1 protein-coding gene is annotated in these 323 nt (G+C 70.6%); it reads left to right on the top strand.

All coding sequences use genetic code 11. The features are described 5' to 3' along the window. Positions 1 to 323 (top strand): His/Gly/Thr/Pro-type tRNA ligase C-terminal domain-containing protein (locus D5687_RS11195; RefSeq protein ID WP_240031494.1); only part of this gene is annotated, 323 nt, incomplete at both ends.

Here is a 323-nt window from a genome sequence, read left to right as displayed (position 1 = left end):
TCGGCGAGGACGGCAAGCCGCTCACGCCACTGATGGGCTGCTACGGGGTGGGCGTCTCGCGGATCGTCGCGGCGGCCATCGAGCAGAACAACGACGAGCGCGGCATTCTCTGGCCCGCGCCCATAGCGCCATTCACCCTGGCGATCGTGCCCATCGGCGCGAACAAGGACGCTACCGTCATGGAGAAGGCCGAGGCGCTGCATGACGAACTCCGCGCACGCGGCATCGCCGTCATCCTGGATGACCGCGGGCTGCGCCCCGGCGCGGCCTTCGCCGACTGGGAACTGATCGGCGTGCCGCTGCGCGTGGTGGTCAGCCCGCGC

Source organism: Guyparkeria sp. SCN-R1 (assembly GCF_003932495.1).
Classification (GTDB): domain Bacteria; phylum Pseudomonadota; class Gammaproteobacteria; order Halothiobacillales; family Halothiobacillaceae; genus Guyparkeria.
This window is presented reverse-complemented; position numbering and strand designations above follow the sequence as displayed.